The following is a 13,426-nucleotide window of genomic DNA, read 5'->3' as shown; positions in this document are numbered from 1 at the left end:
ATTACAGAAACATTCATCTTATCCATAGGGGGAACAAACATGAGAAAAAATTGGTTGTCGATGCTATGCCTAGTGCTACTCATTGTAACAGCACTTACTGCATGTGGATCAAAAAATAATGCAGACGGTAATACGACAGGAAACAATGCATCAAACAAACCAGAAGTGAAATCGGAAGAAAATATTACATTAACGGTCTCAACTAACGTTGTAGGTGAGCAAGCGAAAGTACTTCAAGATATTTCGAATAAATTTATGCAAGATAACCCTAACATCAAAGTAGAATTTAGTGCGCCAGGTAAAGATTACGAGAATATGATGAAGGTTAAAATGGCTTCCAAAGATATGCCAGACGTCTTCGCAACTCACGGTTGGTCAAAGAATCGTTATGGCGAATATCTCCTTGACCTATCAGGCGAGGCATGGGTAAAGGACTTGGATCCAGCGATCAAACCAAGTGTGACAGATGAGACCGGTAAAGTATATGTACTTCCGATGGATCAAGACAAATCAGGTCCTGTTTACAACATTGACCTCTTAAAGGAATACGGATTGGAAGTTCCAACAACTTACGAAGAATTACTTAACGTTGCTGAAACAGTCAAAACGAAAAGTAATGGAAAAGTTGTAGCGATTCACATCGGTGGTGCAGACGCATGGCCAATCGGACAATTCTTTGATTTCTTTGCTACGCCGCTCTTAATTAGTGCAGAGAAAAATTATAGCCAAGCATTTCTAGATGGTACATTTGATTGGAATGAATTCGATAAATTGCCTCAAATGCTCAAAGACCTTCAAACCAATGGATATTTGAACAAAGACGTACTTACAGCTAAATATAGCGATTCCGCGAAAGCATTCGCAGAAGGAAAAGCAGTATTCGGTGTTTACGGACCTTACTTTATTGAAGAAGCTCAAAAAATCAATCCAAACTTAAATGCTGGCTTGATGCCAATTCCTTCAATCCAATCTGGTGATATACCAACATTTGCAGGCGGAGAGAAAACAACTTGGGGTGTATGGAAAGATTCTAAAAATATCGATGCCGCGAAGAAATTCGTAGCTTACTTTGCACAAGCTGAGAACATTTCAGCCGTAGCCAAGTCAAACCAATTGCCTCCTGGATTAAGTAACGTATCGATTGATGCAGGTAATTTAACAGCCTTCTACGAGAAGTATAAGGATACTCCTGTGCTTCCTTTCTTCGACCGTGTGTATTTGCCAAATGGAATGTGGGATGTGTTGTGTAAGAACGGCCAAGACATTCTCGCAGGCGGAATTGATGCAAGAGCATACTCAGAGAATATGAAGAAAGAATTTGAGCGTCTTAGTGCAAACAAATAAATGTGATTGAACAACTTAACAGATGCCCAGGTGAGCTGAACAAGGGATCCTGGGTTTTTCATTTAAGTTCGAGGAGAAAGGGCTGATGCAAGTGAAGCGGAAAATGTTGAGTTCCTCGGCAATTCTAAATATTATGTACATTCCGGCATTAATTTTTTTCGCAGTGTTTATTTTTTACCCATTCATTGAAGGTATCCGCATTTCATTCACGAATTGGGATGGCTACTCTCAACAATATAGCTATGTTGGCTTTGAGAAATACTGGGCTATGTTAAGCGATAAGAATATTGGAACCACGATCATCAATACTATTATTTTTGGATTTGGTAGCACAATTCTACAGAATATCTTAGGACTTGCTTATGCATTATTTCTTGATCAGCAATTACGAGCTAAAGGTTTAGTAAGAACCATCGTGTATTTACCGGTTATTATCAGTTCGTTGATTATGGGTTACATTTGGTACTTCTTCTTTCAATTTGACGGTGGAGCTGTCAATGATATCTTGGCAGTATTTGGTGCTCAACCGATCGACTGGTTGTCAAGTGGTCCTAGAGCCGTGTGGATTATTACATTCGTAAATACGTTTCAATTTATGGGTGTTGCCATGACCATCTTTGTTGCAGGACTTCAGTCCATTCCGAAGGACTACTACGAAGCGGCTTCCATTGACGGAGCTAATTGGTGGTCAAAATTCAAAAACATCACACTTCCTCTATTGATGCCTGCCATTACAGTGAACATAGTCTTGAATATTATTGGCGGTCTGAAGCTGTTCGATGTAATCGTCGCGATGACAAACGGGGGCCCAGGATATGCTTCTTCTTCCTTGTCCACGATGATGTATAACTTATACTTTGCACGTCAGGATGCTGGATATGCAGCAGCATTAGGAAATGTCATGTTCTTATTCATTGCGGTTGTAAGTATTACTTCACTTATTCTTCTGAAGCGGAAAGAGGTGAAGTTATAACATGAAGACCTTAAAGTACAGTGTACTAACCTTGATGGGAAGTCTTCACTTGATCCCCTTTTATATTTTGCTAAGTATGGCTTTGAAACCGTCGGATGACACGAGTTCAAAGTGGATTTTTCCTATCGATATGACTATGGACAACTTCTCCAATGCTTGGAATCAGGCCCATTTAAGTCAAGCACTTATGAATAACTTTATCATCACGGTTTGTTCCGTCGTATTGATTGTATTTATCGGTGCGCTTGCATCTTATCCGTTGTCACGTTTTCCAACCAAGTGGAATCAGTTCATTTATTTACTTTGTATATCCTGCTTAATCGTACCAGCCCTGACCATCCTAGTTCCGTTATATTCGATGATCGTTGACCTAGGTGGGATTAATACTTACTGGGCTGCGATTCTAACGCAGGTTACGTTCCAGCTACCATTAACGATTTTCCTATTCACAGGATTTATTAGTTCGGTACCACGTGAGTTAGATGAAGCAGGATTGATCGATGGTTGCAATAAGTTCGCAATATTCTTCCGTATTATTCTTCCGCTGCTAAAACCTATTACGGCAACGGTAATTATACTAACGGGATTGAATGTATGGAATGACTATCAATTCTCTATCTTCTTTCTGCAAAGAGTTTCGGTACAAACGATACCCGTCGCGCTGTCTCAATTCATCTCTCAATTCCAGAACCAAATCAGTTGGGTTGCCGCAGGTTGTGTGATTGGGATGTTGCCTGTTACCGTCCTCTATTTATTCTTGCAAAAATATTTCATTCGCGGTCTTGCGGATGGCGCTGTAAAGGGGTAATTGAATTATCATGGGAATTATATATAACGTAGAGAACGGGATATTTCATTTACAATCCAAAGCGACAAGTTATATTTTTCAGGTAGATCACCGTGGTTACTTAGTTCATTTGTATTGGGGCCGGAAAATATCCGATTCTGATTTAACGCAGTTCCTTCCGATCGTTGAGCGGCCCTTCTCCCCCATGACCGATCCAGATGAACCGTATTTCTCTCTTGATGTTGTCTCACAAGAGTATCCGGGTTATGGCACATCTGATTTTCGTCAGCCTGCATATCAAATACAATTCGAAGATGGAACAACGGCAGCTGAATTACTCTATCAATCCTATCAGATTGTACCTGGAAAACCCCGGTTAGACGGTCTTCCAGCTACGTATGTAGAGTCAGATGCGGAAGCGAATACGCTAGAACTCACCCTGCTCGATCCTGTATCAAATATGGAAGTGAGCTTAAGCTATACGGTGTACGAGAGCTTTGATGCGATTGTGAGGTCTACACGGTTTTCCAATCAAGGATCGCAGCCTGTTCGATTACTTCGAGCATTAAGTGCTAATGTTGATTTCCATCATAAGCCTATGGAATGGATTCAATTGTCCGGCGCATGGGCCAAAGAAAGATGGTTACACCGAAATCCCCTCGCACCAGGTACTCAATCTGTAGAGAGCCGTCGGGGGGCAAGTAGCCATCAACATAATCCATTCGTTGCATTAGTAGAGCCGACTACGACAGAGGATCATGGTGATGCCTACGGATTTAGCTTAGTATATAGCGGGAATTTTCTTGCTTCTATCGAGGTCAACCAATTCCAGACAACTCGCGTAAGTATGGGAATTAATCCATTTGACTTCACCTGGTTACTTGAACCAGGTGAGACCTTCCAAGCACCGGAAGTGGTGATGGTGTATTCTAGTGAAGGGCTGGGCGGAATGTCTCGGCAATATCACAAAATCTATCGTACACGATTAAGTCGAGGAAGTTATCGTGATCAAGTACGGCCCATCCTCGTTAACAACTGGGAAGCAACCTATTTTGATTTCGATCAGGAGAAAATCGTTAGTCTAGCCAATGAAGCGAAGGATTTGGGTATTGAATTATTCGTACTGGATGACGGATGGTTTGGAAAACGTAATGATGACCGAACTTCTTTGGGTGATTGGTTCGTGAATCATGAGAAACTACCAAATGGCCTATCAGGACTTGCGAGAGTGTTAAACGAGCGGGACTTGCAGTTTGGGTTGTGGTTAGAACCTGAGATGATCTCCGTTGATAGCGAATTATATCGTGCTCATCCTGATTGGTGCCTGCACCTTCCCAATCGGCGCCGCACAGAAGGACGATTCCAGCTTATCCTGGATCTATCTCGTCAGGATGTATGTGATACATTGATTGAGAATTTAAGTGGAGTGTTATCCTCTGCACCCATACGTTATGTCAAATGGGATATGAATCGAAATATGACGGAGATCGGCTCGGCTAGCTTACCACCCGAACGACAACGGGAAACAGCTCATCGCTATATCCTAGGATTATATCGTGTGTTGAATACCATCACAGAGCGTTTCCCACATATTCTCTTCGAGAGCTGCTCTGGTGGTGGTGGCCGGTTCGATCCAGGAATGCTCTACTACATGCCCCAGACGTGGACGAGCGATAATTCGGACGCTATTGAGCGACTAAAGATTCAATACGGCACAAGCTTGGTATATCCCATTAGCGCACTGGGATCACATGTTACGGCTGTTCCGAATCATCAGGTTCATCGAAATACGCCACTAAGCACCAGAGGGGATGTCGCGCTGTCAGGCAACTTCGGATATGAATTGGATCTGACAAAGATGACAGCCGAGGAAAAGGGGCTTGTTAGAGATCAAATTATTCAATGCAAAGAAGTACGAGACCTGACGTTCAACGGGGATTTCTACCGTTTAAGTAGTCCGTTTGAAGGCAATGAAACTGCCTGGATGTTCGTATCGGAAGATCAAAACGAAGCTCTCGTCTTCTGGATCAAAGTGTTAGCCGAGCCGGCAGAGCCATTACGTCGCTTACAGCTACGTGGGTTAGACCCATCAGCTGTCTATGTAGAGCAATCTTCAAGATTAACTATGCATGGAGATACATTAATGTATGCCGGGGTACAAGTCCCAATCACCCATGGTGATTTCCAAAGTGTGACCTGGAGATTCCGGCGATTATCATAATAATTACAGTTAACGAACTCCGCAAAAAAGAGATAAAACCCAGCCTACCTTCATCGTAGTCATGGATTTTATCTCTTTTAGATTGGATACATATCAGTAAGTGGTCTATCTTAAATCCCCGGAATCGGACTACGTTTATGCTCGGATTTAAGGTAGAAGGATTCTAGACGTTCTCTGACAGCAGGATTGATCTCCTTGCCCTCCAAGTAATCGCTGTTATCTTCGTAGCTGATCCCTAGTTCCTTCTCGTCCGTTTGCCCTTCCCATAGTCCAGCCGTTGGGGCTTTATTAATAATATCTTGCGGTACACCAAGACGTGCGGCCAGTTGGCGAACTTGTCGTTTGTTCAGTGAACTTAGCGGAGTTATATCTACCGCGCCGTCGCCCCACTTCGTATAGAAACCTGTAATAGCTTCAGAAGCGTGGTCAGTACCAACAACGAGCAATTTCAGTTCGAAAGCAATCGCATATTGAACAACCATCCGCGTCCGAGCTTTGACATTACCTTTTCCCTGGTGACTGATGTGACGAGACTGACCAATCGCTTTGAGTCCATGCTCCACTTCCAGTGAAATCTCATCAACTGCTTCCTCAATGTTGGTCTCCATCGTATGAGTTAATCCAAACGCCTTAGCTACATCATAGCTATGATGGATATCCTCTTGCTCTCCATAAGGCTGGAACACACCAAGTGTTATATATTCATTGCCCGTTTCTTGGGTTAATTCATCACTAGCCATCTTACATAGACCCACCGCAACCGCACTATCAATCCCCCCGCTGATCGCGATCAACAGCCCTGAACTATGGGAGCTCTTCACATAGTCTTTCAAAAAGTCCACGCGTTTACGAATTTCCTGATCTACATCGATGGTAGGCTTGACGCCCAAACGTTCAATAATCTCATGCTGTAGGCTCATTCTCTTATCCCTCCGTAAAATCTATTAATATGTAAAACACCCCACAAGTACCGGTAAATGCCGATCTGCGGGGCGTCCTTTAACAACCGGCCTTAGCGGCAGAAACGGTCAAATGCGCCGATAAGCTCTGACGCGATATCATCAGCGGAACGATCTTCAATTTGATGACGTTCGATAAAATGAACGAGTTCTCCGTCCTTCATCAATGCGATAGAAGGAGATGACGGTGGGTATGGTGCAAAATATTCACGTGCTTTAGCGGTTGCCTCTTTATCCTGACCAGCAAATACCGTGAACAGGTGATCTGGCGTTAGGTCGTTTTGTAGCGCCTTAGCTACTCCAGGACGACATTGTCCCGCTGCACAACCACAAACTGAGTTGATGACTACTAATGCTGTTCCTTTAGATGTAGGCAATTTTTCCTCTACTTCCTCTGGGGTCCGCAATTCTTGAACTCCGAGAACGGTTAGTTCATCCCTCATCGGTTGAACCATATCTCTCATGTATTGATCAAATGACATCGACATTTACTTCACTCCTTATACATACTAGCGATACATGGCGGTATGAGCCACCACTTCACCGGGCTTTATTTTATTATACATTCACAATAAAGGAAAGCAACTTTCGAAAAGAACATCCCTTATCCTAGATTATGCATTCGCATTTACGATATAACCCTCACTAATCGGAAAGAACACAATAAATTCCGTTCCCATCCCTTCCTCGGATTCAACAGTGATACTCCCCCCATGACGCTCCATAATACTAAGACACAAGGCGAGCCCAAGTCCCGTACCATTCGCCTTGGTCGTATAGAACGGCTCGAACAGATTCTCCTTGAGAACCGCGGGTATACCATTTCCATTATCCTTAACTGTTAGTTCTACTCCGGTTCCCGTATGCCGTGTCTCCAATATAAGCTGTCCCTTCTCTTGCATGGCCTCCATTCCATTGCGTGCAAGATTTAGAATCAACTGTTTAATCTCTTTCGTGTTGAGATAAAGAGACGGTACCATTTCGTCCAAAGACACGATTATACTTTGACCGCGCAAATTGGCGTCTGCCCACAGTAGTGGTGTTAATTCCTGAATAATGTCATGCAAGCTGCATCGTTCCATGTTAACTACCCGATTCTGAGCTAAAGCAAGGAAATCATTAATTATACTGTTTGCCCGGTCTAGCTCTTCCATCACGATTCGATAATAGTGATCCAGGGAAGGAGGACTCTTCTCCTTCATTAATTGGAGAAATCCCCTTACTACACTCATCGGGTTACGAATTTCATGCGTAATTCCCGCCGCCATTTGACCAACGAGACCCAGACGTTCAACATGATTCAATTCCTTACGCAAGGTCTCCACCTCAGTGATGTCCTGCAAAATGATGACCCCACCGATTACTTCGTTCGTATATCCCTTTTTTATAGGGGAAGTACTTGTAATGTACATTTTATTCCCATTATGTAGAACAATGCTACTCTTCGATTCACCCTTTAATGCATCTTCTAATTGAGGTATGATAACATCTGTCTCAAATCCAACGAGTGCAGTATCAATTTTCTGCTTAAGTAATTCATCTCGAGTCGCCCATTGATGTTCGTTCCGGTATAATTGAAGGAACGTGTCGTTTATTGCCATAATACAACGTTGTCCATCTAGCAGAATAATACTGAGAGGGGCAGCGTCCATCATTTGTTGCAGCTTCTCAGCTTCACTGAAATATTCACGAGATAGCTGAATGACTTGATCACGAAGTTTCTCTTTCTCCAGTGTGCCCTCAATAATGAAAATAAATAAGCAAGATACTAACAAAACAATCATAGTGTTGGCAATCGACGTTAATATAATCGTTAAATCAAGCTCTAAGGTAAAGCGCCTAAATAGCATAGGAGTTATGGTCGAAAATACTTCACCTGCAACACAAAACAAACAGATTATAACTATTTTCCTATAGAGTCCACTTATCTTGAAACGCCTTGATACTAAAAAAATAAAGGGATAGAATAGTAAGCCTGTCTCTAAGACCCAACCTGATAATGTGTAATTATCTACAAATAAGGGATAGATCATTAATTGGAGCAAGGCCAGAGCTACCCCATCTCGGAACCTAGCATAAAGCAAAAAAGAAAATAGCGGAATAATTCCTAAGTTGAGTGGAATAACCCCCCAAAGAACATCGGAGAATAATGTACATAATAAGATACTGAACATACAAGTTAGTAAAAATCCTATGGTGTATATCGTTTTAGAGTCTTTTGGGACCATGAGGTTACTTTGATCACTTCTCTTACTCGAACAATTTCGTCCCCAAAAATTGCATGGACTCTCACAAGTTAATGGGAATAAAAATGCGGGTAAGCTAGCTATCATAACCTGTAACAGGATTTCCTTTACAGCATCCACTTTCTCCCTCCTCAGGCGGAAGAATACATTCCTGCTTCGATTAAATCATAGCCGACAGTTTTTTACAATAATTCTTATTTAAGACTACAGAACCAAGCAAAGTTCTTCAAAAACAATCAATTATGTGTGAGTGAAAGAAGGAGATAAACATGTACGATGTAATCATAGTTGGTGGCGGATCAGCAGGTCTGATGGCAAGTATCGCAGCTAGCGAAAATGGAGAGAAAGTTATCCTGATAGATAAAGGGGATAAACTAGGCCGAAAGTTGGGAATATCCGGTGGGGGTAGATGTAACGTCACCAACAATAAAGAAATTGACGAACTTATCAAGAATATACCAGGAAATGGCCGCTTCCTATATAGCACGTTCTCAAAATTCAATAATAAAGATATCATTGCCTTCTTTGAAAATTTAGGCATCAAGCTTAAGGAAGAAGACAATGGACGAATGTTCCCCGTAACGGATAAGGCAAAAACGGTTGTTGATGCCCTGATCAATCAAGTGCGGAAACAAGGAGTAGCTATTCGCGTGAACTCTCCCGTAGAAGATGTACTCTATGCAAATGATACAGTTACCGGGGTTCGTCTTAAATCCAAAGAGATTATTTATGGAAGAAAAGTAATTATTGCCTCAGGCGGAAAGTCAGTTCCTCATACGGGGTCTACAGGAGACGGCTATATTTGGGCTGAAAATGCTGGACATTCCATTACAGAATTATTCCCTACTGAAGTCCCTATCACATCAAACGAACCTTTCATTCAATCTAAGGAACTTCAAGGTCTATCTCTCAGAAACATTGGTCTCTCTGTATGGAATCCTAAAGGTAAAAAAATCATAGAGCATCATGGTGATTTACTCTTCACCCATTTCGGAATATCGGGGCCAACGGCATTAAGATGTAGTCAGTTCGTTGTAAAAGCACTGAAGAAATATGATGTCGGAAACATCTTGCTTACTATAGATCTCTCACCCGACAAAAGTGTCGATGAAATCTATGCAGAAACATTAAAATTAACGAAAGCAGATCCCAAGAAGAGCATAAAAAATGTATTAAAAGGTTATCTGCCCGAAAGGTTAATTCCCCTTCTCTTACAGCAAGCTCAACTAAGTGAGGATTTGACTCATGACAATATTCCTAAACAATCTTGGATGGCACTCGCTAAATTGATTAAAGCATTTCCTATAAGAGCTTATGGAACACTTTCATTAAGAGAAGCCTTCGTTACTGGTGGAGGCATCAATTTAAAGGAAGTTGATCCTACAACCATGGAATCCAAGAAAGTTAAAGGATTATATTTTTGTGGTGAAATCCTGGATATCCACGGTTATACGGGAGGATACAATATTACGGCTGCATTCTCGACTGGATATACCGCAGGTAAACATGCCGTGGAACAAGATTAAACAGGAACAAGGCTAGAACTTCCTCTTCAAAAAGGACTTCCAAGGGGCAGCGCCAAGCCACCACGTTATGAGTAGTGCGCAAGGAATGGATAACAGGATCCCCCATCCAAATGGATATAAAGATAGCCACATTCCAGCGCTCATACATAACACTGCTGGAAATAACATGATTCGTAACGTAGGGACCGCCGTACGATATTCCATGTCGGTGCCTAGTGGGAGGATCTTCATCAGTTCCCGCGAAAAGAAGTAACGTCTATAGCTGTTTAGCCAGTAACATAATAGAAATAACAAAAGAATGAACAAAAAGATGTTCACTGGGGATGGTGGCAATTGAACGCCAACAAAACCTAACAAAGTGAATATGACATATCCCGCAGTATCTTTGCCACGCAGAAATGATTTTACGACTAATTCGGTCACTCTCATCTCTGGACTACGCGAAGGAAACAAAGCGTTGGAGTGCTGAAACAATATGGGACGTGAGCGAATAGCGGTAGGACGATCAACTGCACCTAAGAGCAGTATACCGGTCAGCTTCGTCTTCTGCCGCTCGTCCTCCCGAACCTCAGCTTCAAAACGCCCCTTCATACGAAATCTAAACCACCCCAGCACAATCGTAATCATAATACAGAGTAGTAAAATCACTCCGAAATACATTGTCCCATTCATGACCCAGGCTACAAATCCAGCAGCTATAAAGGCAGTTGCCAAATATAATACAACTGCCCTTTTCCAGCCTTTTAACATGATACCGATCACATTCTCTAGAAATATCTGTATACATTTAACGCTCAGTGTAGCGAAATAAAGGGAGAGCACTGCCGATATATTCATTCCATAAACACGCTGCAACAGCGGTAACATCACAGCTATGCCTACACCAAATAGAATCCCTTGGTATACAATTGAAGACACAACCCCGCGTAGCATCACCCCTTTGATCCATCTCTGCTGTTGTCTCAAGAACAATACATCTGCAGCTTCGAGATATAGGATTAGTCCGCCCCCAAAATAAATTAGCCCCATCATAACTAATGGAACAGTAGAATAAGGCATTTGAAGCAACCACGTTGGGAGGTCCTCCCGCCACAAACTATAATAAACTCGTGCGAACAATAATATGCCGGGTATACCGATATATAGCATAACGATCCAATCTATAATGGCATTCAGCGCACGGTACTGTTTGCCGATAAAGTCGCGTCCTCTTCGAACAAACAACTTATGAGTGGTAGTCAATTGCGGCTTGGTCACACACTTTCTCTCCTTCAAAACATCAGGATCAGGTTAGCACATCAAAGCAATCAAACAGCGACGCCTCAGGTAAAGAGGCAGCCTCACGGATGTCATCTATTGTCCCGCTAGCTACCACTTCACCAGATGAAATCATAATAAAATCGTCGCATATTTTCTCTGCCGTATCCAGTACATGAGTTGACATCAGCACCCCTGCCCCACGCCGCCTCTCCTCTTCCAATAGGCTAAGAAAATCCTTAGTTGCTCGGGGATCGAGCCCAATAAAGGGCTCATCGACGATATATACATCAGGCTTAACGAGAAAACCGAGCATCAGCATCATTTTTTGCCGCATTCCTTTAGAGAAACTTTCAGGCAAGTGGTCTCTTACCTGAGTCATTCGAAACTTCTCTAAGAGCATGTTCCCTTCCGCCTCAAACTCCGGCTCATCCATACCATAGACAGCAGCAGCCAAGCTAAGATGCTCCCATAAAGTTAATCTATCATAAAAAAGCGGTTGCTCCGGTACATAAGCGTATTTATCAGATGAACCACCGTACGTTACCTGGGCATCTGCAAATGGAAGAAGTCCAAGTATCCCTTTGATTGCTGTGCTTTTTCCCGCACCATTGGGACCTATTAACCCCGTCAACTTCCCACGCTTCACGGATATATTGATATTGTGTAACTTCGATATCCCCGGTTCATAACCCGCCTCTTGGATCGCTACTTCCAGTAGTACATCACTGTCCATACCATTGCACCTACTTCGCTAATCAATTAAAAACATTCTTTTATTTTACCACATAACATTAGGAAGCTGCCTCAAGTACAATCTCTGAGACTTCGCGGTCTCGCTTCATAATAGCTGGTCTAAACAATAGTAACAGGAGTCCAATGACAGCCAGTAGAGATCCCGAAACTATAAACGCTGGCGCAGGTCCAAAAGTGGTGACCAATAACCCTCCACAAATAGGTCCCAGAATGGACGCAGTTGAAGTTAGACTTGTTACGGTGCCGAAGACCCGACCTGTTAATGACTCTGGAGTACGCTTTTGTAACATAACTTGGAACGGTATAAATACTAATCCGGCTCCTAATCCGGCAACAAAGAAGATAAAAGCAAGCGATGTATACCCTACCAAGTTAAAAGGTCCATAAATAGCAATGATTCCAGATAATCCAAAAGCAGCACCCAGAACTACTCCTCCAATTCCAATCTTGCTCAGTGGGGACCCGTTCCGTAGTAATTGAGAGACTCCAACTGCAACTAGTGTCCCTAACCCACTAAGCGTAATACACCAGCCAAATATATTTTGAGGTATCCCCGGAATCTCCCGGAATAGTACGATTGCTTGTGAATCTGCGATCTGAAGAACTAGCAGTCCCAATGTTAAAGTTAATGTACCAAACGCAATCAATGGAATCCCAGAGATGACTTTGATACCTGCAGCAAGTTCATTCCAGAACTTGAATTTCTTCTGTCCATCTGCCCTGTTATTCTCAAGTTTCGTCCGAACAATGCTGGTCTTACCTGGCACACCCAATAAGATGATTGCTGAGAGCAAGAAAGATGCTGAATCAATTATAAAGCAAATCGACACACCGAAGGCTACGGTTAACATACCTCCAAGTGCCGGACCGATAATCTTTGTGCCTTGCTCAATAATCGCACTGTATGATACTGCCTTCTCCATATGCTCTTCGGGCACTATTTCTTTAAGTTTGCCATTCTTAGCTGGGGAGAACATGATATCAAAGATCCCCTTAGCGATCAGTAGCAGGTATACATGCCACAGTTGTGTAACAAATACCATGCCAAGCACAATAAAGGTACGAGCTACATCTGAAATAATCATGAGCTTCTTACGTTCCATCCTATCAGCAAGCATACCCGACAGTGATCCTCCTAGTAGCATTGGCATCAGCATACAGAGCATTGCTATCGTGATTTGCCACGGTGTGGCCTGCCACTTCAATCCAATCATTGTAAGCAGAGCAAGCAGTTGCAACCAATCACCCAGATTGGAAATAAGCTGTGAGCTGATTAGGGCTAGATACGCGCGATTTTGAAATAAGCCACTACCGGAAGATATCTTATTCATCTTCATGTTAACAACTCCCTATAAAT

The 13,426-nt window shown here is 42.6% G+C and carries 11 protein-coding genes; 5 read left to right on the top strand and 6 right to left on the bottom strand.

What is annotated here, in order from left to right; all coding sequences use genetic code 11:
- Positions 1 to 39 precede the first annotated feature (39 nt).
- The 4 genes from IEW05_RS23315 (at position 40) to IEW05_RS23300 (ending at position 5,325) form a co-directional block, all read left to right on the top strand.
- Positions 40 to 1,344, top strand: a complete 1,305-nt coding sequence (locus tag IEW05_RS23315; protein WP_188542266.1) for an ABC transporter substrate-binding protein — start codon at positions 40 to 42, stop codon at positions 1,342 to 1,344.
- Between the two features lie 85 nt (positions 1,345 to 1,429).
- Positions 1,430 to 2,317, top strand: coding sequence for a carbohydrate ABC transporter permease (locus tag IEW05_RS23310; RefSeq protein WP_188542265.1), 888 nt, complete (start codon positions 1,430 to 1,432; stop codon positions 2,315 to 2,317).
- 1 nt (position 2,318) lies between these two features.
- Complete coding sequence (locus IEW05_RS23305; RefSeq protein WP_188542264.1) at positions 2,319 to 3,125, top strand: carbohydrate ABC transporter permease; 807 nt, start codon at positions 2,319 to 2,321, stop codon at positions 3,123 to 3,125.
- Between the two features lie 10 nt (positions 3,126 to 3,135).
- Positions 3,136 to 5,325: an alpha-galactosidase gene (locus IEW05_RS23300; RefSeq protein ID WP_188542263.1), complete on the top strand. Its 2,190-nt coding sequence runs from the start codon at positions 3,136 to 3,138 to the stop codon at positions 5,323 to 5,325.
- Positions 5,326 to 5,435: 110 nt separating this feature from the next.
- Here IEW05_RS23300 and nadE read toward each other — a convergent pair whose 3' ends face one another.
- The 3 genes from nadE to IEW05_RS23285 form a co-directional block, all read right to left on the bottom strand.
- A complete protein-coding gene (nadE, locus tag IEW05_RS23295; RefSeq protein WP_188542262.1) occupies positions 5,436 to 6,245 on the bottom strand; it encodes an NAD(+) synthase in 810 nt (269 codons plus the stop codon).
- A gap of 92 nt (positions 6,246 to 6,337) precedes the next feature.
- Positions 6,338 to 6,772 carry a BrxA/BrxB family bacilliredoxin gene (locus tag IEW05_RS23290; RefSeq protein ID WP_188542261.1) on the bottom strand — a complete coding sequence of 145 codons (435 nt, stop codon included), beginning with the start codon at positions 6,770 to 6,772 and terminating at the stop codon, positions 6,338 to 6,340.
- A 126-nt stretch (positions 6,773 to 6,898) separates the two neighbouring features.
- Complete coding sequence (locus IEW05_RS23285) at positions 6,899 to 8,134, bottom strand: two-component system sensor histidine kinase NtrB (protein WP_229753696.1); 1,236 nt, start codon at positions 8,132 to 8,134, stop codon at positions 6,899 to 6,901.
- A gap of 665 nt (positions 8,135 to 8,799) precedes the next feature.
- Here IEW05_RS23285 and IEW05_RS23280 point away from each other — a divergent pair.
- Positions 8,800 to 10,056 carry a BaiN/RdsA family NAD(P)/FAD-dependent oxidoreductase gene (locus IEW05_RS23280; protein WP_188542259.1) on the top strand — a complete coding sequence of 419 codons (1,257 nt, stop codon included), beginning with the start codon at positions 8,800 to 8,802 and terminating at the stop codon, positions 10,054 to 10,056.
- A gap of 12 nt (positions 10,057 to 10,068) precedes the next feature.
- Here the strand turns inward: IEW05_RS23280 and IEW05_RS23275 are convergent, their stop codons facing one another.
- From IEW05_RS23275 to IEW05_RS23265, 3 genes are read right to left on the bottom strand one after another with little or no spacing between them, the layout of a single operon-like run.
- Complete coding sequence (locus IEW05_RS23275; RefSeq protein ID WP_188542258.1) at positions 10,069 to 11,313, bottom strand: ABC transporter permease; 1,245 nt, start codon at positions 11,311 to 11,313, stop codon at positions 10,069 to 10,071.
- Positions 11,314 to 11,341: 28 nt separating this feature from the next.
- Positions 11,342 to 12,049 carry an ABC transporter ATP-binding protein gene (locus IEW05_RS23270; protein ID WP_188542257.1) on the bottom strand — a complete coding sequence of 236 codons (708 nt, stop codon included), beginning with the start codon at positions 12,047 to 12,049 and terminating at the stop codon, positions 11,342 to 11,344.
- A gap of 58 nt (positions 12,050 to 12,107) precedes the next feature.
- Positions 12,108 to 13,406 (bottom strand): MFS transporter, encoded by a 1,299-nt coding sequence (locus tag IEW05_RS23265; RefSeq protein WP_188542256.1) that lies wholly within the window; start codon positions 13,404 to 13,406, stop codon positions 12,108 to 12,110.
- Positions 13,407 to 13,426 lie beyond the last annotated feature (20 nt).

The organism is Paenibacillus segetis, assembly GCF_014639155.1.
Lineage (GTDB): Bacteria > Bacillota > Bacilli > Paenibacillales > Paenibacillaceae > Fontibacillus > Fontibacillus segetis.
Note: the sequence above shows the minus strand (reverse complement) of the source record. Positions and strands in the feature narration are given on the sequence as shown.

Excerpts from the sequence above, each read along its gene's own strand:
- IEW05_RS23315 (WP_188542266.1), top strand. The coding sequence starts at position 40 with ATGAGAAAAAATTGGTTGTCGATGCTATGCCTAGTGCTACTCATTGTA.
- IEW05_RS23310 (WP_188542265.1), top strand. The coding sequence starts at position 1,430 with ATGCAAGTGAAGCGGAAAATGTTGAGTTCCTCGGCAATTCTAAATATT.
- IEW05_RS23305 (WP_188542264.1), top strand. The coding sequence starts at position 2,319 with ATGAAGACCTTAAAGTACAGTGTACTAACCTTGATGGGAAGTCTTCAC.
- IEW05_RS23300 (WP_188542263.1), top strand. The coding sequence starts at position 3,136 with ATGGGAATTATATATAACGTAGAGAACGGGATATTTCATTTACAATCC.
- nadE (WP_188542262.1), bottom strand. The coding sequence starts at position 6,245 with ATGAGCCTACAGCATGAGATTATTGAACGTTTGGGCGTCAAGCCTACC.
- IEW05_RS23290 (WP_188542261.1), bottom strand. The coding sequence starts at position 6,772 with ATGTCGATGTCATTTGATCAATACATGAGAGATATGGTTCAACCGATG.
- IEW05_RS23285 (WP_229753696.1), bottom strand. The coding sequence starts at position 8,134 with ATGCTATTTAGGCGCTTTACCTTAGAGCTTGATTTAACGATTATATTA.
- IEW05_RS23280 (WP_188542259.1), top strand. The coding sequence starts at position 8,800 with ATGTACGATGTAATCATAGTTGGTGGCGGATCAGCAGGTCTGATGGCA.
- IEW05_RS23270 (WP_188542257.1), bottom strand. The coding sequence starts at position 12,049 with ATGGACAGTGATGTACTACTGGAAGTAGCGATCCAAGAGGCGGGTTAT.
- IEW05_RS23265 (WP_188542256.1), bottom strand. The coding sequence starts at position 13,406 with ATGAAGATGAATAAGATATCTTCCGGTAGTGGCTTATTTCAAAATCGC.